Origin of the sequence: Agromyces protaetiae (genome assembly GCF_030866785.1) — a bacterium.
GTDB lineage: Bacteria > Actinomycetota > Actinomycetes > Actinomycetales > Microbacteriaceae > Agromyces > Agromyces silvae.
The window spans coordinates 3507238-3524925 of the sequence record NZ_CP133018.1 but is presented as its reverse complement, the minus strand read 5'-3'; the positions used below and the strand labels follow the sequence as shown (position 1 = coordinate 3524925).

The window sequence follows — 17688 nt, the reverse complement described above, 5'->3', positions numbered from 1 at the left end:
TCCGAATATCCGGAGACCAACGGGAGTACTCTCGAAGGGTGAGTTCTGCAACATCCTCCCGTCGCGACGCCCGTCGCAACCACGAACGGCTGCTCTCGGAAGCGAAGGCGCTGTTCGCCGAGCGCGGCATCGACGCTCCGCTCGACGAGCTGGCCAGCCGAGCCGGCGTCGGCGCCGGCACCGTGTACCGACACTTCCCGACTCGTGACGCGCTCTTCCGCGAACTCTACGAGCAGTCGATCACGATGTTCCACGATCTCGCGCCCGAGATCGTGGGCGGCGAGACCGGCTGGCGATCGATCGAACTGTTCCTCGAGCGCCTGAGCGAATGGGTCGCGACCACGCCCTACCTCCCCGAGCTCATGCGACGCGTCGCCGAGCAGGACCCCGAGTACCGGCCGGGCCTCGAGTTCGAAGCGGCGCTCGACGGGGTCGTCGAGCGCGCGAAGGCCGAAGGGGCGCTGCGCGAAGACGTCACCGGCGTCGACCTGAACATCCTCGTGAACATGCTCGGCTCGCTCGGCCAGTTCGGCGGCGACTACCTGCCGCACTGGCGGCGCCAGCTCGCGATCGTCCTCGACGGACTACGCGCGCGGCCCGACCTCGAGCCGCTGCCGGTCGCGCCGCAGGCGTTCGGCGACTTCCACGACATGGCGCATCGCCGGTAGCGCACGCTACTCGACCGGCGAGGGGCCGGCCGCGCTGACCTCGACGAGGTTCGCCCACGGGTCGTCGAAGGCGAGCGTGCGTCCATCGTCGCGCGCCGTGACGTTGTAGTGGGACATCCGCTCGCCCAGTTCGCCGAGATCGTCGGCCGTGGGCACGACGATCTCGACCTTGCCCAGCCCGAGCGCGAGCTGCCGCTTGCCCGCTCCCGCGCTGTTCCACGTGTTCATCGCCATGTGGTGGTGGTAGCCGCCGGCCGAGACGAAGAGCGCCGACGGCCCGAAGGTCGCGGTCGTCTCGAAGCCCAGCCGGTTCACGTAGAACTCTCGCGCGCTCGGGATGTCGCCGACCGACAGGTGGACATGTCCGACGACCGCGTCGCCGAGTCCGGTGCCGCCGCGCGAAGCCGCCTGCCCCGCCTCGGTGAGGTGATCCCTCAGATATCCGTTCGGGTCGAGGAACACGGTGCCCATCTCGACCTGCCCGTGCACCCAGCTCCACGTCGAACGGTCTCGGTCGAAGTACAGCTCGACGCCGTTGCCCTCCGGGTCGGTGAAGTAGAAGGCCTCGCTCACGAGGTGGTCGGCGCTGCCCGTGAACGTTCCGGGGTAGCGCGACGCGACCGAGAAGATGGCCGTCGCGAGCGCCTCGCGCGAGTCGAACAGCACGGCGGTGTGGAAGAGCCCGGCGTCGCGCGGCGACGCATGCCGCAGCTCGGGGGCGTGCTGCAGGATGACGACGGGCGTCGTGCCGCGCCCGAGCACCGCGACCGGACCGTCGTGGCTCAGCAGCTCGAGCGTGACGCCGTCGCGGTAGTACGCGATCATGGCGTCGAGGTCGGCGACGCGCAGCGTCACCGCGCCCATGCCGGTGTCCGCGGCGAGGAGGTTCGAAGAGGTCGTCACGCCCAATACAACGGATGCCTCGGCGGAATGCTTCCCGAAGCGATGCCGCGTTCGCGCCGCGTGTGCGGCTGCGCGCCGGCACTGCTGGCGCGACGGCGCAGAAGTGGCGCGGAGGCGGCCTGCTCGGACCCGTTCAGGCGCCGGTCGTCAGCCGGTCGACCAGGGCGCGGTAGCGCTCGGCCGTCTGCGCGACGATCTCGTGCGGCAGGGTCGGCGGCTCCTCCGAGGCATCCTGGTCCCAGTTCGCGGCGAGCCAGTCGCGCACGATCTGCTTGTCGAAGCTCGCCATGCGCAGCTCTGGGGTGGGCGCCGTGTGGTACGCCTCGGCATCCCAGTACCGGCTCGAGTCGCTCGTGAGCACCTCGTCGGCGAGCGTCACGATGCCCGTCTCGCGGTCGGCGCCGAACTCGAACTTGGTGTCGGCGAGGATGAGCCCGCGCGCCTCGGCGACGGTGGAGGCATGCGCGAACACCTCGAGCGAGATGGCGCGGAGCTGCTCGGCGACGATCTCGCCGACGAGCTCGACCGTGCGTTCGTAGCTGATGTTCTCGTCGTGCTCGCCCATCGGGGCCTTCCACGCCGGCGTGTAGATCGGTTCGGGCAGCCGGTCGCCGTTCTCGAGGCCGGCCGGCAGCGGCACGCCGCAGATGGCCCCGGTCGCCAGGTACTCCTTGTAGCCGCTGCCGGTCAGGTAGCCGCGCACCACGCACTCGACCGGGAACATGTCGAGCGTGCGCGCGAGGGTCGCGCGGTCGGCGATCCCGGCAGGGATCGCGGGCACGTCGAACCGGTCGTCTTCTGCGTACGCCAGGTGGTTCGGCACATCCGTCAGGCGATCGAACCACCAGCGTGTGAGCTCGGTGAGCAGTGCGCCCTTGCCGGGGATCGCGGGCTCGAGCACGCGATCGAACGCGCTCACACGGTCGCTCGCGACGACGAGCACGACGGGCGAGAGCGACAGCGGGTCGCCCGTCCAGGTGTCGTCGTCGTCGAGCACGGCGGTCGGCACGTACAGGTCGCGCACCTTGCCCGAGTAGACGTGGGTCCAGCCGGGAAGCTCGGACGTGTTCGCCATGGTCGGCTCCTTCCCCAGGTCGGACGCCCCGGCCGGGGCATCCGCTCGTCAGACGGCGACGCGCGCCGCGATGTCGGTGCGGTACTGGCCGCCGTCGAGGTGGATGCGCTCGAGCGCGTCATACGCGCGACGCCGGGCGTCGGCGAGGTCGTCGCCCACGGCGACGACGTTCAGCACGCGGCCGCCCGTCGCGACGAGCTCGGTGCCCGACTCGCCCGCCGCGAGCGCGGTCGCGGCGTGCGCGACATGCACACCGTCGACGGATGCCGCGTCTTCGACACCCTCGATGGCGCGCCCGGTGATCGGGGACTCGGGATAGCCCTCGCTCGCGAGCACCACCGTGACCGCGGCATCGGAGCGGAACTCGGGGCGCGGCTGCTCGGCGAGCCGGCCGGTCGCGGCCGCGAAGAGCAGCTCGGACAGCGGGGTCACGAGGCGGGGCAGCACGACCTGCGTCTCGGGGTCGCCGAAGCGCGCGTTGAACTCGATGACCCGGATGCCACGCCCGGTGAGGATCAGCCCGGCGTACAGCAGGCCGATGAACGGGGTCTGCTCCTCGGCGAGCCGGCGGACCGTGGGCAGCGCGATCGTCTCGACCACCTCGTCGACGAAGGTCTCCTCGTCGCCGAAGCTGCCGCCGCGGCCGTCTGAGGCGTCGCCGAGCCACGGCAGCGGCGAGTACGCGCCCATGCCGCCGGTGTTCGGGCCGGCGTCGCCGTCGCGCAACCGCTTGAAGTCCTGGGCGGGCGAGAGCGGCAGCACGTTCGTCCCGTCCGAGAGCAGGAAGAGCGAGACCTCCTGGCCGTCGAGGAACTCCTCGATCAGCACGGGACCCTGCCGCAGGTAGTGCTCGGCGTGCGCGAGCGCCGCGGCGCGGTCCTCGGTGACGAGCACGCCCTTGCCGGCCGCGAGCCCGTCGGCCTTGACGACGTACGGGGCGCCGAACTCGTCGAGCGTGGTCGCGACCTCGTCGACCGTGTCGGCGAGGGTCGCGCGGCCCGTGGGCACGCCGGCGGCCTCCATGATGCGCTTGGCGAAGGTCTTCGACCCCTCGAGGCGGGCCGCCTCCTTGCCGGGACCGAAGACGGCGATGCCGCGCGTGCGCAGGGCGTCGGCGACGCCCGCGACGAGTGGCGCCTCGGGGCCGACGACCACGAGCTCGATGTCGTGCTCGATCGCGTAGTCGGCGACCACGACGGGGTCGTTCGGGTCGAGCGCGACCGGGGTCACACTGCCGCGCGACGACGAGGTCGGGCTGGCCGCGATGCCGGCGTTGCCGGGAGCCGTCACGATCTCGTGCCCCACCTCCTCCGCAAGGAGCGCCAGGATGATCGCGTGCTCACGTGCACCGGAACCGAGGACGAGGATACGCACTGGTTCAGGCTACCGGAGCGCCGGCCGCGGCTTCGCCGGGGGTCGCCGCACGGGTGAGCGGGGCGGGCCGCCAGTGGAGTTTCCTTGCTCAGGAAGGACGGATGTCTCGTCGGCGTGCCGCGCGCCGCCGCGCGGCGTGTCGTGCGGAGAGTCCTGAGCAAGGAGTGGGTGGGGCGCGGGCCGGGGTGGGTGGGGCGCGGGTCGGGGCTGGCCGGGTGGCGGAGGGGCTGGCCGGGGTGCCTGGTGCAGGGTTCCGGTTAGGGCCGGGTTTCCTTGCTCAGGAAGGACGGATGTCTCGTCGGCGTGCCGCGCGCCGCTGCGCGGCGTGTCGTGCGGAGATTCCTGAGCAGGGAGCGGGTGGGGCGCGGGCCGGGGTGGGTGGGGCGCGGGTCGGGGCTGGCCGGGTGGCGGAGGGGCTGGCCGGGGTGCCTGGTGCAGGGTTCCGGTTGAGGCCGGGTTTCCTTGCTCAGGAAGGACGGATGTCTCGTCGGCATGCCGCGCGCCGCCGCGCGGCGTGTCGTGCGGAGATTCCTGAGCAGGGAGTGGGAGGTCGGGCGGGCAGGAGTGGGCGGGGCGCGGGCAGAGGCTGGCCGCAGAGGGGCGGTCGCAGAGGGGCGGTCGGTGGGCGGTCTGGCTGGTGGTGGGGCGGGCCGGCTGGCGGTGCGGCGGGCCGGCGTGTCGGCGTGCCGAGTGCGTGGCCCAGGTCACGGCCGGGTTTCCTTGCTCAGGAAGGACGGATGTCTCGTCGGCGTGCCGCGCGCCGCTGCGCGGCGTGTCGTGCGGAGATTCCTGAGCAGGGAGTGGGAGGTCGGGCGTGCAGGAGTGGGCGGGGCGCGGGCAGAGGCTGGTCGCAGAGGGGCGGTCGCAGAGGGGCGGTGCAGGGACGGTCGGCGTGGAGAGCTGCTCGCGCTCAGGCGCGGAGGGCGACGATCGCGGCCGAGATGCGTTCGATGAGGTCGTACGGCACCGGGCGCGACCACGGGAACGAGAGCGTGTCGGTCTTCGTGCGGTGCGGCTCGACCTCGGCCTCGAACGGGCCGTCGAACCTCGGCACGGGGTAGAGCCCGAGGTGCTGCTTCCACCCGGCGAAGTGGATCGCGTACCGGCCGCCGAGCATCACCGCGGGCATGTCATAGCGGATGCGCTCCTCGCCGTTCGGCACGCCGCGATGGATGGCCGCCCGCACGGACTCGAGTACCTCGCGGCGCTCTGGCGGGAAGCTCTCGAGATACTCGTCGACGCTGGCGTATTTCGGGGTCGCAGCCATGCCCGCAGGCTACTGGGAGGCGCGGCCCCGGGGAAGGCCCGCGCGGTGCTAAGAGAGGATGGGGGCATGGCGAAGGCGAGAATCGCGGACGACGAGGGGCGCACGGCTGTCGAGGCGTGGCGCGAGCAGCAGAACACCGCGCACGGCGGTGTGGGCGAGGCATCCGTCGATCGCGCGACGCTCGCGCTCGCGGTGCGCTGGACGCTGCAGCTGCTCGCCGAGCGCGCGCCGGGGGGCACCGTCGAGGTGCGGGTGCCGCCGTTCGGCGCGGTGCAGGTCATCGAGGGCCCACGGCACACGCGCGGAACCCCGCCCAATGTGATCGAGACGGATGCCGCGACCTGGCTCGCGCTCGCGACCGGCGCCGAGCCGTGGGAGGCCGCTCGCGCGACGGGCCGCGTGCACGCATCGGGACAGCGCGCCGACCTGGGCACCCTGCTGCCCGTCATCCGTCCGCGATGAGCCGGGCCCGCGGCTGGGTCGGGCCCGCGCTGGCGCCGAGCCGGGCCCGCGACGAGTCGTCGGCGTGAACCCGCGACACGCCGACGGATTCCGCGCGCACACGGCGTGTCGCGAGATGTTCCCGACGACTCGCACGGGAGGCCGGCCGAGCACGGCGGCCGCGCGCACACGCAGTCGGTGAGCGCGAGCCACTGTGACGAGCGGGCGGGTGCGAGCCCGCACGCTCGTCGTGTCTACTCGCGCTCGGTTGGCGGGGCGGGTGCGGTGCCCGAGCTCCCCGCGGCCTGGGCGGCGGCCGCCGCACGGCGGCGGCGCATGAGCACGATCGCGATCGCGCCGCCGCCGATCAGCACCACGGCCACCGCGCCCGCGATGATCCACGGGGTGGCGTCGCCGCCCTCGGCGGCCGTGGTCTCGGCGTCTGCGGTGGCGGTCGGCTCCTCGGTCGGCTCGGCATCGGCGGCCGGCTCGGGCTCGGGCGTCGGAGTCGGCGCCGAGAAGTCCTCGAACGCGATGGGTGTGAACGACTCGTTCGAGGGGTTCACGACGCCGTGCGCGCCGATGGTCATGATGCCGCACTGCACCTGCGTGCAATCGATGGTCTCGCCCGTGTCGACCGCGTCGACGGGCGTGAACACCGGGCCGGCGATGGTGAGCTCGGCCGACCAGGTGCCGTCGGGGTTGACCGAGCCGCCGTTGCCCTCGGCCTCGGTCGACGAGCCGGGGAACGGCACGAACAGCTGGTAGCCGGCGGGCGCGTTCGGGTCGTCGGCGACGTACCGATAGGTCACGCCGGTCGAACCGCCCGCGCTCGGCTCCCAGCCGGGTCCGGCGTTCCACCCGAACAACACGTAGACGCCGCCGAAGCCGCCCTGGATCGACTGGAACCCGCTGCCCGAGACCACGAGCGTGGTCGGCGCCGCGGTGTCGGCCACGCCGACCTTCGACGGGTCGCCCGCGACGGTCACGGTCACGGTGCCGGCGCCGACGGCGTGCGCGGGCGCGACGGCGCCCCCGAGCGCGCCGAGCGTGACGGCGAAGGCGGCGATGAGCGCGAGTGCTGCGGGTGCGCGGCGGCGCGAGCGCCGGTGAGCGGATGCCTCGGGGCTGACGCCGTAGGCAAGGGCACGCGTGCCGTGGATCGGTGCGTGCTCAGGAAGGATCGACGGCTTCGCGGCGTGTCCCGCCGCGACACGCCGGGGGTGGGTCTGGAGTTCCTGAGCAAGGTGCGCTGGGCGAGCGGATGCTCCGGCGGTCGCGGTGGCCGCGCGGCGGCGTGCGAATCGGATCATGGGGTGATTCCTCTCGGGGTTCTCCTCGGCAGGACGATGGGGCCGGGCAGCACGTCGATCGGGTGCCCGTAGACGTCGGTGAGCCGCTCGGCGGTCATGACCTCGGCCACCGGGCCGGCGGCCACGACTCGTCCGTGCGACAGCAGGGTCACGGTGTCGGCGTACGCGGCGGCGGCGCCGAGATCGTGCAGCACGACGACGACCGCGTCGCCCGCGTCGGCGCGCTCCTGCGCGGTCGTGAGCAGCGCCTCTTGATGGCGGATGTCGAGCGCCGCGGTCGGCTCGTCGAGCAGCAGCACGCCCGTGGTCTGCGCGAGCACGCGCGCGAACGCCGCACGCCCGCGTTCGCCGCCCGAGAGCGTGGGCACGGTGCGGTCGACGAGATGCGAGACATCCGCCGTCGCCGCCGCCCAGCGCACGATCTCGTCGTCGCGCTGCTCCGCCTCGGTGCGCGCCCACGGGCTGCGCCCCATCTCGATGACCTGGCCGACCGTGAACGGGAAGAACACGCCGTGCTCCTGCGGCAGCACCGCGCGGATGCGCGCGAGGTCGCGCAGCCGGTACTCGTCGAGCCGGCGCCCGTCGACCTCCACGCGCCCCGAGGTGAGACGCAGGTCGCCCGCCAGCGCCGAGAGCAACGTGGACTTGCCGGCGCCGTTGGGGCCGATGAGGGCGTGCACGAGCCCGCGCTCCGCGCGGAAGTCCACGGCGTCGAGCACGGTGTGCCCGTCGATCACGACGGTCACGTCGCGCGCGTCGATCGCCGCCCGGGCCTGGGCGACGGATGCCTCGGCGTCGGCGCTGCTCATCCCCAGCCCCCGGCCTTGGCTCGCGTGCGCCGCAGCAGCCAGAAGAAGAACGGGCCGCCGACGAGGGCGGTGAGCATGCCGATGGGCAGGTCGGCGTAGGGCACGATGGTGCGCGCGGCGAGATCGGCGAGTGTGAGCAGCAGGGCGCCGCCGAGCAGGCTCGCGGCGAGCAGCGGGCCGTGCGCGGGACCGAGGATCATGCGCATGAGGTGCGGGATGACGATGCCGACGAAGCCGATGATGCCCGTGAATGCGACCGCGGCCGAGACGAGCAGCGCGACGAGCACGATGGTGCCGGCGCGCAGCGCCTCGACGTTCACGCCGAGGTGGCGGGCGGACCGCTCACCGAGCGAGAGCAGGTCGAGTCGCCGGGCGAGGAATGCCGCGGTCACCGCGGCCACGAGCACGATCGGCAGCACCACGCCGACCTCGCGCCACATCGACCCGTTCAGGCTGCCGAGCTGCCAGAACACGATCTCTTCGCGCGACTGCGTGTCGCCGAGGAAGACGAAGAACGCGAGCCCCGCCTGTGCGACGGCGTTCACGGCGATGCCCGTGAGCACGAGCGTGACGACCTCGGTGCGACCGCCAGACCGCGAGGACGCGTAGACGAGGAACGTGGTGACGAGGCCGGCCGCGAACGCCGCGGCCGCGGTCGCCCAGCCGCCGAGCGCGGCCCAGCCGAGCACGATCGAGGCGGCGGCGCCGAGCGCGGCGCCCGACGAGACGCCGACGACCGCGGGCTCGGCGAGCGGGTTGCCGAACACGGCCTGCATGAGCAGGCCCGCGACCGCGAGCGCGGCGCCCACAAGGATCGCCATGGCGACGCGGGGCAGACGGATGGTCCAGAGTGCGGCCTCGGCGTTGGGCTGCGCGGCGGGGGCACCGAGGTCGAGGCCCAGCGGGCGCAGCAGGGTGTCGAGCACCTCGATCGGCGAGAGCGGAAGCTGCCCCACGCCTGCCGAGACGACGACGGCGGCGACGAGCGCCACGCTCAGCCCCGAGATGAGCCAGGCCGCGCGGCCGCGGACGGCGTGCCGGGGTTCGTCGACGACGTTCTCGCCGACGGTCGCCGCGGTCATCGGGCGGTGTCCGGCGACGCGGGAGCTGCCACCGCGCCTGCCACCGCGCCCGGCGCGTAGATCGCGGCGCCCAGCGCGTCGATGACGGTCGCGTAGTCGGGTCCGAAGCTCAGGATCTGGTGGTCGGCCATGTCGACGAACCGCCGATGTTCGCCGGCGGGGGTCTGCGCGAGCGCAGGCACGGATTCGAGCAGTCCGTCGACGCCGCCGACCGACTCGAGCCCCTTCGACATGAGCAGCACGAGGTCGGGCGCGGCGGTGACGATCGCCTCGGCGGTGAGCGGGCGCATACCCGTGATGCCGGCCTCGGCGGCCGCATCGACGCCGCCGACCGCGTGGATCAGCTCGTCGGCGCCGGATTCCTCGCCGAACACGTAGTAGACGTTCGCCTGGCCGCGCACATAGAGGAACATCATGCGCACCGGGGCATCCGTCGCCTCGGCGACCTCGTGGAGCCGCGCCGTCGAGGCCTCGACCGCCTGCTCGGCCGCGGCCGCGAGCCGCTGACCCTCGGCGGGCACGCCGAGTGCGGCGGCGACGTCGGTGACGAGCTCGCCGATCGTGTCGATCGAACGCTTCGCGGGCATCACGACGACCGGGATGCCGGTCTCGCGCATCTGCAGCACGACGTCCCATGGGCCGATCGAGCTGTCGGTGAGGATCACGCTGGGGTCGAGCGCGAGGATCGCCTCGGCGTTCAGCTGGTGGCCGTTCTGCGTCACGAGCGGCAGGTCGGATGCCTCGGCGAAGCCGGTCGACACGTCGCGCCCGACGACGCGGTCGCCGAGTCCGAGCGCGAAGACGGTGCTCGCGAGCGTGCCCGAGACGTCGAGCGCGAGGATGCGATCGGCGCTGGTGACGGTGACCTCGGTGCCCTGTGCGTCGGTGACGGTCACGGGCATCGCGGGCGCCGCCGGTGCGGGGGAGTGCAGGTCGGAGTCCGCGGTGCAGGCGGTCGCCGGACCGGTCTGCGCGGTGACGTCGATGCGGCCTTCGGGCACGACCGGTGCAGCGCACGCGGCGGATGCCTCGTCGCCATGAACCGCGCCGGACGAGCCTGGGCCGGACGACCCGGCACCGGGTGCGTCGGTCGCGCAGCCGGCGAGGAGGACCCCGCCCACGATGGCGAGCGCTGCGGCGCGAATGAGCCGGCGCGTCGCCGTGTGCGGGTTGGAACTGCTGAGTCGGGTCATGCGCTCGTGTTCGGGATGCTTCGAGGTCGAAGGAAACGGACGTCTTGTGCGAATTTCGCGAAGTAAGGTAAGACTACCTTAGGCAACACTCACTTAGGTAAGCCTCACCTTGCTCCCCGCCTGAAGTCCGAAGGGACCCGCATGTCCAGAACCACAGTCCGAAGTCGACGGAGAGCGCTTGCCAGCGTGCTCACCGGCGCCCTGATCGCCTCGGCGGCCGCCATCGGCGGCGTCGTCGCACCCGCATCCGCGGTCGAGGGCGACGTCTCGAGCGCGACGCTCGACTGGGGCGTCAAGCAGTCGTTCCGCAGCTACATCGCGTCGGGCCCCGCCCAGGGCGCGATCACGCCGGGTGCGGGTGCCTCCGTCAACTCGGACGGCACCTTCCGCTGGGCGGCGGGTGACGGCGTCTTCGACGGCGCGGTTCCCTCGGCCGACGTGACATTCGGCGGCAGCGTGCACTTCACGGGCCACGGCGGCCTGCTCGACGTCCTCATCGAGAACCCCCGCGTGGACATCGACGGCTCGACCGGCACGCTCTACGCCGACGTGAAGTCGAAAGGCCTGACCGGCTCCGACTTCGACCAGGACGGCGTCGCGTTCGCGTCGCTGCAGGTCGGCACGCCCGTCGTGAACGGTGACGAGGCGCTGTACACCGGCGTCGCCGCGACGCTGACGGCGGATGGCGTCGCCGCCTTCGCGGAGTTCTACCCGGCCGGCACCGCGCTCGACCCGCTGAGCTTCTCGCTCCCGTACTCGATCCCGACGCCCGACCCGATCGCGACGGTCACCGCACTCGCCGCCGCGCCCATCGGCACCGCCGAAGAGGGCACCGAGGTGACCTTCACCGCGACGGTCACCCCCGCCGCGGCCGGCACGGTGCAGTTCGCGACGGCCGCCGGTGCGCTCGGCGCCGCGGTGACGGTGCAGAACGGTACCGCCGTGCTCACGACCTCCGACCTGCCGGTCGGTCCCGTGCAGGTCACCGCCACGTACACCCCGGCCGACTCGGCCGCGTACCTCGGCTCGGCCTCCGAAGCGCTCGCGTACACGATCACCGCTGCGCCCGCGCCCGACGCGGACGCCACGGCGACGGCCACCGTCGGCGTCTCGCCCGAGGGTCGCGCCATCACGGGTGAGACGGTCACGCTCTCGACCACCGTCGCGAACGCCGACGACGAGCAGACCGTGCCCACCGGGGCCGTCGAGTTCTTCTCGATCGCGGCCGGCACCGACACGCGCGTCTCGGTCGGCTCCGCCGCGCTCGACCGCGGCGCTGCGTCGCTCGAGACCTCCGCGCTCGCCGCGGGCGGGCACACGTTCGTCGCCGTCTACACGCCGAACTCGAACGCCTTCCTCGGCTCGGAGAGCACGGCGTCGTCGAACTTCGGCGTGATCGACCTCGCCCTGCACGCGACCTGCACCCCCGGAGCCAACGCGATCGTCGGCGACACCGGGGCGACCGCGACCTGGGGCTGGTCGGCATACGCGAGTGGCTGGACCAAGGTCGCCGGTGGAGACGTCAGCGTCGTCGACGGCGAGTTCGTGCTGACGGAGGGCGTCGCCACCGCGGATGACGTGTGCGCGCAGATCGCCTTCACCGGCACGCTCCGCACCGAGGCCTACGCCGGGTTCTTCCCGCCGAACGGCCAGTGGATCGAGCTCGTCGACCCCACGCTCACCATGTCGGTCGACGGCAGCGGCTCCTGGACCGCGGGCGTCCGCAGCGGCTTCGGCGCCTACGACGGCACGCTCGACGCACCGCGCACGACCGTCGCGACGTTCAGCGGCCAGACGGTCGGCGGCCCTGGCCAGCCCGGCCCGCGCACGCTGAACCTGGACTACGCCGGCACTGTGGCGCTCGGTACCTGGAACGCGGCGTACGCCAACGCGTGGCCGGCCGAGTTCATCCTCGCCGCGCCCGAGGCGGTCCAGTCGTTCTACTACCAGACCGGCGAGACGCCGGGCAACCTGAACAAGCCCGCGGCGCCCATCGCCGTGGACTTCGCCTGGCCCGCCGTGACCACGATCAGCGCGTCGGTCTCGCCCGAGCCGCGCTCGCTGCTCGGTGAAGACGTGACCTTCGAGGCATCCGTCTCGCCGTCGACCGTGCCCGGCAAGGTGCGCTTCCTCGACGTTCCCGCCGAGGGCGACGAGCGCATCATCGCCGACGTCGACGTGGTCGACGGCGCGGCCAGCATCGTGGTCGACGACCTCGTCGCCGGTGGTCACTCGTTGCGCGCGCAGTTCCTGCCGAGCAACGACTTCGAGAGCTCGATCGTGCAGATCGCCGACCACTACGGCGTCGTCGACACGGCGACCCCGTCGCTCTGCGAGGTGCCGTCGGGTGCCGAGACGCTCACGGGCGTCAGTGCGGAGTGGGGCTGGTCGGCCTACTCCGACGCCTGGACCAAGATCGCGGGCGGCAACGCCACGGTCGCCGGCGAGACGTTCGTGCTGTCGAACGGTACCGCACGGGTGAGCGAGGAATGCACGGTCGTGTCCTTCACCGGGACGCTGCGCACCCAGGCGTACGAGGGCTCCTTCCCGCCCAACGGGCAGTGGATCGAACTCGTCGACCCGGCGCTCGTGATCGACGCCGACGGCAACGGCGCGTGGACCGCGGGCGTTCGCACGGGTATCGCCGCCTACAACGCGGCGACCCCGGCTCCGCGCCTCACGGTGACGACTGTCACCGGCGCCGAGCTCGACTTCTCGGGCGACTCGCTGTCGGCCGACGTCGCACTCGACTACACCGACACCGTCGCGCCGGGCACCTGGTCGGCCGGCGGTGGAGTGAACTGGACCAGCGCCTGGGCGAACGAGTTCATCCTCGCGGCCCCGGCAGCCATCCAGGCGTTCTACTACCAGTCGGGCACGAGCGCCGCCAACCTCACCAAGCCGCCGGCACCCGTGTCGTTCGCGTGGACAGCCAAGGCGCCGTCGGTGACCGTCGCCGGCCCGGCCGGCACGATCGTCCCCGGCGCGACCCTGACCTTCTCGGGCTCGGGCTACCGTCTCGGCGAAGCGGTCACCGCGACCGTGTTCTCCGAGCCGATCGTGGTCGGTACGGCAACCGCCGACGCCAGCGGCTCGGTCGCGTTCAGCTGGACGGTGCCCGCGGGCTTCGCTCCGGGGGATCACCGTGTCGAGCTGAGCGGCGCCCGCAGCGGCACCGCGTCGGCCGGGTTCACGGTCGCCGCGTCGGCGATCGCACCCGCTCCGGCGGCGCAGGTCGAAGAGCGTTGCGTGGCCCGCGCGGTCAACGGTGCGACGCTCGACTGGGGCGTGAAGGCGAGCTTCCGCTCGTACGTCACCGGCCCGATCGCCGGCGGTTCCGTCAGCACGTCGGGCGTGACCGCGACCGGCGACGGCTTCCGCTGGACGGGCGGCTCGGGTGCGTACAACACCGACGCCGACCGCGGACGCGTGGCCTACTCGGGCTCGGTGCACTTCACCGGGCACGGCGGCCAGCTCGACCTGACGATCGCCAACCCGCGGGTGCAGGTGAACGGCGGCTCCGCGTCGCTCATCGCCGACCTGAAGTCGACGGGCCTGAACGGCGCGGCCGGCGTCGACGCGGCCGGCGTGGTCATCGCGTCGCTCGGGCTGCCCGCGGCATCCGTCGCCGGTGACCGCATCAGCTGGAACGGTGCGTCCGCCACGCTGACCGCGGCCGGCGCCGAGGCCTTCGGCGGCTTCTACCAGGCCGGACAGGCGCTCGACCCCGTGTCGTTCGCCTTCCCGCTCGGCGCCGAGGTGCCGTGCGACTCGACCACCGACGGCAAGCTCGCGTCCACGGGTGCGGACCTGGCCGGCGGCTGGATCGCGCTCATGCTGCTCGTCCTGGGTGCCGGTGCCGTGTTCATCACGCGTCGCCGTCGCGCGACGGTGTAAGCGCGGAACTCACACCGAGAGGCCGTCCCGCCACCGGCGGGGCGGCCTCTCCCCGTCCCCGTCCGTCCCCGTCCGTCCCGTCCCGTCCCCGTCCGTACCCGTCCGTCCCCGTCCGTCCCCGTCCGTCCCGTCCCCCACCTACCGCCGAGTGTTAACGAAACGGCAGAACGGCGTGCCCATTTCGGTCACACTCGAGCCGTTTCGTTAACACTCGGCGGATATGGGCCGGGGGGACGGACCAGGGGGACGGACCGGGGAGGGGAGAGAGAGGGAGACGGGAGAGGGGGGTTAGTGGGGGGAGTCGGGGTGGTGGTGGGTCTGCTCGTGCTCGGCGATTGCGAGGCCCGACTTGTGCGACAGCACGCGATCGAAGATGAGGGCGGCGACCGCGCCGAAGGCGACGCCGAACGTGCCGAGGCCGAGGAGCAGAAACCCGAACACCTGGCCGCGGTCGAACTCGTCGTTCTCGGGGAACGCGAACGTCAGGATGAGGGCGAGCACGATGCCGAGCCCGGCGCCGAGCAGGATGAACCGCCCATAGCGTGGCGCACGCCGCACGTTGACCGTCTCGCCGGTGACCTCGGTCTCGAGGGGCTCGTGCGGTTCGTTCGGGTCGTGGTGGTTGTTGCTCACCAGGCCATTGTCTCACCGTGCGAAGGTCAGTCGGCGTCCTTGAGCGTCTGAACCCTCACGCCCGCGATCGACTTGGTATTGAGGTCCTCGAGCGCTGCCATCTCAGGTTTATAGGCGTCGTACTTGTGCCAGACGACCGTGAATCCGCGGTCGGCGAAGAACTTGTCGATACTCGCCTTCCGTCCTTTCGACCAGAAGAAGCCCTCGTTGCCCGCGGCGAAGTGGCCTGAGTCGGGAGCGAGGTGGACGGTCCATTTCCCCCACTCCCCCGTCGACTCGTCCACCAGCCGATACGGCAGGGAGATGACACCGCCGGAGACGTGCCCGATCTCCTGGAGAGGAACATGCCCCGTGAGAGGGTCAGGTACGCGCGACAGGTTCAAGCCGGCGAACTCGGTGAGCATCTCATGGTTGCTCATGGACACCTCCCGGAAGGTCGGCTTCGGCACCTCGGAGAAGAACGTTCGGTTCGAGGCGTTGTACGAACCCATGACGACCGAACGTTCGGGCAGCAGCGCACCGGGGACCAGGTCATTCTGCTCGAACGTGACGAACTCGACACGGGTGGTGTTGGCGCTCTTGATCGTCTTGGTCATCGCCACGGCGAGTTTGTCGCCTCTCAGATTGTCGAGCCGGATGATCGCCGGTTGATCCCCGGCCCAGCCGAGCACGTTCTCCGAGTACCGGCTCAGTTGGAGCCCCGCGGCCGCCGAACTGAACATCGCGCCGACGCCCATGGCGATCTCGCCCCAGCCGAACCCTTCGTTCAGCTCGTCCGACATGAAGTCGTCGAACTGGTCGTCGATCAGGCGGGCGGTTGCGAAGCCCGCGCCGATCGCCTCGAGGCCGATCCCGATGAGCGCGAGCGAGTTGCCGACGGTATACGCGATGCTTGCGATGCCGAGGGCCAAGAGCACCACACCCGCGATGAAGCTGCCCCAGTCGTGCATGAAGTCCTGAACGGCGTCGCGCCCGCTCGGGTCGATCCTCATGATCGGGTTGGCGTCGCCGTACCAGTAGCGGTTGAGCAGGTCGGCCTCGTCTTGGCTCGTGAACACCAGGGTGTGCGGGTCATAGACGCGGGCCTGCAGGTATTGGCGTCCGCGGTCGTCGGTGTGCTCGCCCGAGAACTGGAACGGGTTGCGCGCGGCATCACCGAGACCGGCGAACGGCGCTGTGCCCGACGCATCCGCCTCGCCCGAGGCATCCGTCCCTCCCGAGGCATCCGCCCCACTCACCCGTGGTACGCCGTAATCGGAGTAGTCGTAGCTCGTGCGCACCGCGCCTTCGGCGTCGGTGAGCTCGCGCACGCTGCCGTGCCGGTCGTGCACGACGTGCTCGGTCCGGGTCGTGGTGCCGTCGCTCACGGTGCGTGCGTGCCGCGTCGCGCCCAGCAGGTACGCGGCCATCGCGGTACCGCCCGCGGCGGCGAACGCCTCGTTGACGAGCGTGGTGTCGTCCCAGTAGAACGTCGTCGTCGCCTCACCCGCCCGCACCGCGCGGCGCGACCGGTCGGGCCAGTAGGCGGTCTCGACCTGCGCGCCGTCGGCGCGCACCTCGGCGACCGGCTGATTCCTCGCGTTGTACTCGTACCGCGTGCCGTCGAACGCCTCGGTGACCCGCCCGAGGTCGTCGTAGGTGAACTCCTCGGCGACCGTGCGGCTCGCGCCGTGCTCGTCGACGAAGGTCGACTCGGTCGAGGTCGGGAGGCGGAAGGCCTTCGGCCGGCCCAACGGGTCATCGGCGTCGGGGTAGGCGAACGCCTGCCGTTGCACGGTCATCGCGCCCGCGGGCGTGCTCACCTCGAGCTCACGCTCGACGAGCAGGCCGTGGCGGTCGTAGTGCGAGAGCACCCGGCTGGCGCCGTCGCCCACCGCGGTCGAGAAGGTCTCCGAGCTGGTCGGTGCGAACAGCTCGGTGCTCGCGGCGTCTGCCCGACCGACGGTCGCGCCAGGCACCCCCGAGACGGGTTCCCAGGTGCGCGAGCTGACCGTTTCGCCGGTGAGCTGATCGACGACGGCGACCCGCTCGACCGCGGGCGCACCCGTCGCCAGGGTTCGCCAGGTCAGGTTCGTCATACTGCCGGCGACGGTCTGCAGGGTCGAGACGAGTCCGTCGGATCTGGTCTTGACGCCGGTTCGGCCGCCTTCGGCATCGACCACGGCGCCGACCCGGCCGCCGTCGAGCTCGATCGTGCCCGAGAGCGTCGTCCCGCCCCCGGCGTCACCGGCCCGCACGGTGACGACGATCGCGCCGGGGTCCGACCAGTCGAGCTCGGTGACGACGCCGACCTGGCTCACGATGCGCCGCAGCCTCGGCCCGTCCCACTCCCCGCGCTCCTGTTCGCCGAACCGGTCGACGCGGGCGACCGGTGCGCCCTCGGCGCTGAAGTAGGTCGTGGTGCCGCCGGTCTCGGCGAGCGTGAAGGCGTACACCTGGGCCGGCGCCCGCCCGTCGGAGCGGGCCGGGAGGGTTCCCGGCTGCTGCCGGAACACCACGTCGTCCTGCGGGTAGCCGCGCAGGCCGCTCGGCGCGCTCGCGTCGGCCTCGTACGATCCGCCGCTCGCCGGCGCCACGCGGACGCCGCCCATGACGTCGACGGCGGGGAGGCCGACCAGGTGCCAGCCCGGTCCGAGGGCGTACCGGTCGTACCCGATGCGAGACGACGACCAGCCGAGTTGGAGCCCCGCGACCGGCAGTGCGAACGTGGCGTGTCCGGTCTGTTCGTCGATCATGGCCTCGAGCCCGTCGCCGATCCCGAACCCGCCGACCGCCGACCACGATGCGGCCGGCGGGGGCGCGGCCGCCGCCCACACCGGCGACGCGCCGGTCGCCGCGAGGAGCGCCGCGCCGACGGCGCCGGCGATGGCGGCAGCGCTACGGCGGCGCGCGAGCGTGAGGCGAGACGTCATCGGCAGCTTCCTGAACCAGTGAGGATCCCAGTATACTGCACGACGAGATGGGCGCGCTGGGCGCGCATGGCGCGCGCGCGAGGCGGGTGGGGCGGGCCAGGCGGGCGGATGCCTCCGGCGG

At 72.3% G+C, this 17688-nt stretch carries 13 protein-coding genes; 3 read left to right on the top strand and 10 right to left on the bottom strand.

Going from position 1 to position 17688, the window contains the following annotated elements; genetic code table 11:
* Nucleotides 1-38 precede the first annotated feature (38 nt).
* Nucleotides 39-668: a TetR/AcrR family transcriptional regulator gene (locus QU602_RS16110; protein ID WP_308797471.1), complete on the top strand. Its 630-nt coding sequence runs from the start codon at nt 39-41 to the stop codon at nt 666-668.
* 6 nt (nt 669-674) lie between these two features.
* Here the strand turns inward: QU602_RS16110 and QU602_RS16105 are convergent, their stop codons facing one another.
* The 4 genes from QU602_RS16105 to QU602_RS16090 form a co-directional block, all read right to left on the bottom strand.
* Nucleotides 675-1532, bottom strand: coding sequence for a VOC family protein (locus tag QU602_RS16105; protein WP_308800202.1), 858 nt, complete (start codon nt 1530-1532; stop codon nt 675-677).
* A 172-nt stretch (nt 1533-1704) separates the two neighbouring features.
* Nucleotides 1705-2646 carry a phosphoribosylaminoimidazolesuccinocarboxamide synthase gene (locus QU602_RS16100; RefSeq protein WP_308797470.1) on the bottom strand — a complete coding sequence of 314 codons (942 nt, stop codon included), beginning with the start codon at nt 2644-2646 and terminating at the stop codon, nt 1705-1707.
* Between the two features lie 48 nt (nt 2647-2694).
* Nucleotides 2695-4020, bottom strand: coding sequence for a phosphoribosylamine--glycine ligase (purD, locus tag QU602_RS16095; protein ID WP_308797469.1), 1326 nt, complete (start codon nt 4018-4020; stop codon nt 2695-2697).
* A gap of 910 nt (nt 4021-4930) precedes the next feature.
* Nucleotides 4931-5287: an iron chaperone gene (locus tag QU602_RS16090; RefSeq protein ID WP_308797468.1), complete on the bottom strand. Its 357-nt coding sequence runs from the start codon at nt 5285-5287 to the stop codon at nt 4931-4933.
* A gap of 66 nt (nt 5288-5353) precedes the next feature.
* Between QU602_RS16090 and QU602_RS16085 the strand changes: the two genes are divergently transcribed.
* The gene (locus tag QU602_RS16085; RefSeq protein WP_308797467.1) at nt 5354-5749 is read left to right on the top strand and encodes a sterol carrier family protein; all 396 of its coding nucleotides are present in this window, start codon (nt 5354-5356) and stop codon (nt 5747-5749) included.
* Between the two features lie 233 nt (nt 5750-5982).
* Here the strand turns inward: QU602_RS16085 and QU602_RS16080 are convergent, their stop codons facing one another.
* Genes QU602_RS16080 through QU602_RS16065 form a run of 4 tightly spaced genes read right to left on the bottom strand, consistent with a single transcriptional unit; the run spans nt 5983 to nt 10125 of the window.
* Nucleotides 5983-7041, bottom strand: coding sequence for a hypothetical protein (locus tag QU602_RS16080; RefSeq protein WP_308797466.1), 1059 nt, complete (start codon nt 7039-7041; stop codon nt 5983-5985).
* On the bottom strand, nt 7038-7850 hold the full coding sequence (locus QU602_RS16075) for a heme ABC transporter ATP-binding protein (RefSeq protein WP_308797465.1): 813 nt from the start codon (nt 7848-7850) through the stop codon (nt 7038-7040). The genes QU602_RS16080 and QU602_RS16075 overlap by 4 nt, the downstream gene beginning before the upstream one ends.
* A complete protein-coding gene (locus tag QU602_RS16070) occupies nt 7847-8932 on the bottom strand; it encodes a FecCD family ABC transporter permease (RefSeq protein ID WP_308797464.1) in 1086 nt (361 codons plus the stop codon). The genes QU602_RS16075 and QU602_RS16070 overlap by 4 nt, the downstream gene beginning before the upstream one ends.
* Complete coding sequence (locus tag QU602_RS16065; RefSeq protein WP_308797463.1) at nt 8929-10125, bottom strand: heme/hemin ABC transporter substrate-binding protein; 1197 nt, start codon at nt 10123-10125, stop codon at nt 8929-8931. The genes QU602_RS16070 and QU602_RS16065 overlap by 4 nt, the downstream gene beginning before the upstream one ends.
* 186 nt (nt 10126-10311) lie before the next feature.
* Here QU602_RS16065 and QU602_RS16060 point away from each other — a divergent pair, with 186 nt between their 5' ends.
* Nucleotides 10312-14022, top strand: coding sequence for an HtaA domain-containing protein (locus QU602_RS16060; RefSeq protein WP_308797462.1), 3711 nt, complete (start codon nt 10312-10314; stop codon nt 14020-14022).
* 288 nt (nt 14023-14310) lie between these two features.
* Here the strand turns inward: QU602_RS16060 and QU602_RS16055 are convergent, their stop codons facing one another.
* On the bottom strand, nt 14311-14655 hold the full coding sequence (locus QU602_RS16055; protein ID WP_308797461.1) for an MFS transporter: 345 nt from the start codon (nt 14653-14655) through the stop codon (nt 14311-14313).
* A 26-nt stretch (nt 14656-14681) separates the two neighbouring features.
* Nucleotides 14682-17567 (bottom strand): RHS repeat-associated core domain-containing protein, encoded by a 2886-nt coding sequence (locus QU602_RS16050; RefSeq protein WP_308797460.1) that lies wholly within the window; start codon nt 17565-17567, stop codon nt 14682-14684.
* Nucleotides 17568-17688 lie beyond the last annotated feature (121 nt).